This window comes from Rickettsia koreansis, assembly GCF_046532895.1.
GTDB lineage: Bacteria > Pseudomonadota > Alphaproteobacteria > Rickettsiales > Rickettsiaceae > Rickettsia > Rickettsia rickettsii.
The window spans coordinates 1-1,506 of sequence record NZ_WHLZ01000008.1 but is presented as its reverse complement, the minus strand read 5'-3'; the positions used below and the strand labels follow the sequence as shown (position 1 = coordinate 1,506).

Here is a 1,506-nt window from a genome sequence, read left to right as displayed (position 1 = left end):
ATAGACTGTTATTATCACCACAGCTATTATGGCAATTACTATTACAACAACTCTTGCTCCTTACTCAGAAATAGTTATAGCTGCTACTATTATGTAGAGTTGCTCAAGGGATCTCATCAATGGGCGAGATTATGGGAGCTCAAATTTATTTAACCGAAATCACAAAACCTCCTACTCAATATTCAAGCGTGGCTATGATTGTCGCAGCATCTACTGTAGTAGGCGTTGCAGCACTCGGTATAGCATCTATAGTTACCAGCTATAGTTTTAGTTGGCGTATAGCCTTTTGGATGGGAGCAGTTATTGCTGTGATTGGACTAACTGCACGAACTACTTTATAGGAAACTCCTGTATTTGCAGATGCAAAACACCAACTTCAAGAAAGCTTAGCTGATGCTATTGAAAAAGGAGATATAAATATAAAAAAACCATTTTCTGCTACAAGAAAAGGTCAATAAAAAAACCTGTTTGGCTTATTTTTTAATTGAATGTGCATGGCCTGTATCATTTTATTTTACCTACTCACATTGTAGTAATATATTAAAAAATACCTGTGGTTACACCAGTGAACAGATCATACATAATAATTTTATTGTCTCAATAGTAAATTTAGGTTCATATATAATATTAACTTATCTATAAAATATATCCATTAATTCTTATAAAATTTAAGTTATTAATATTTTGGTTATTTGCTTTATCACGAGCTTTAATGTTTGCAGTTTCTTCTTGTAGAACAATTTACTTGATAGATTATTTTAATCACTGGGGATTATTATTCTTGATTATTCCAATTCTAATTGGTTATAACATTTGGAGTAAATCATTTTATAAAGCTAGAGGAGGAAGCAGAGAGTTATTATTAGAAAAAGCTTTGTGTCTTTCAAGTTCAATATTAAAAACTTTTAGGCATAACTTAGCAAATTCTCGTTCTAGTTTATAATTTATATTAGCAGCGACCAAAAGAAAATTTATTAAAGTCTCTTCAATAATTTTTCTAGCTTTCTCAGGTGATTTAACTCCCAAAGTTTGCACATTATGAATTCGGTCAAATAATTTTATTAATTCCGTATTGTATCTTTTCTCTTTAATTAATCAGTTTAGGCTTTCTCCGCTACTTATCTTCCCGTAAGATTTAATTCTAGTTAGACCTTCTACGTGTTTTGCTACTTCCGGTCCAAAAATTTCGGTAATTGTTTCTTCAGTTAATTCTGCATCCTCAATAGTATCATGAAGTAACGCAGCTTGTAGCATAATAATTGTGTCTTTGTTACCTCAATCAGGTGCGAATAATAAGGATCGCCTGATTGATGCATTTAAGAACCGTGTTACGTGCATAGTAGATACCTTTTTTGATTTCGAGTATATCTGAGGAGTATATCTATAGGATTTGCTACTTTAGTATTTAAATATTCGAGTTTATCAAGTAATTTTTTACTATAAACACAAATTGCAAACTTTTCTTTCCAAGAGCCTTATATCTTCCATAAAAGTTATTTCTTATTT

At 31.1% G+C, this 1,506-nt stretch carries 3 protein-coding genes and 1 pseudogene; 2 read left to right on the top strand and 2 right to left on the bottom strand.

Annotation, left to right across the window (positions count from 1 at the left end; all coding sequences use genetic code 11):
- Positions 1 to 119 precede the first annotated feature (119 nt).
- Both GCO76_RS07905 and GCO76_RS07900 read left to right on the top strand, forming a co-directional pair.
- Positions 120 to 341 (top strand): MFS transporter, encoded by a 222-nt coding sequence (locus GCO76_RS07905; protein WP_103896897.1) that lies wholly within the window; start codon positions 120 to 122, stop codon positions 339 to 341.
- 344 nt (positions 342 to 685) lie between these two features.
- Positions 686 to 866, top strand: a pseudogene (locus GCO76_RS07900) (proline/betaine transporter); the annotation flags it as partial.
- Here GCO76_RS07900 and GCO76_RS07895 read toward each other — a convergent pair.
- The gene (locus tag GCO76_RS07895) at positions 829 to 1,035 is read right to left on the bottom strand and encodes a guanosine polyphosphate pyrophosphohydrolase (protein ID WP_410956785.1); all 207 of its coding nucleotides are present in this window, start codon (positions 1,033 to 1,035) and stop codon (positions 829 to 831) included. The pseudogene GCO76_RS07900 and the gene GCO76_RS07895 overlap by 38 nt on opposite strands.
- Positions 1,036 to 1,095: 60 nt before the next feature.
- Entirely contained in the window at positions 1,096 to 1,254 is a 159-nt protein-coding gene (locus GCO76_RS07890; RefSeq protein ID WP_410956784.1) for an HD domain-containing protein, read from the bottom strand.
- Positions 1,255 to 1,506: the final 252 nt, after the last annotated feature.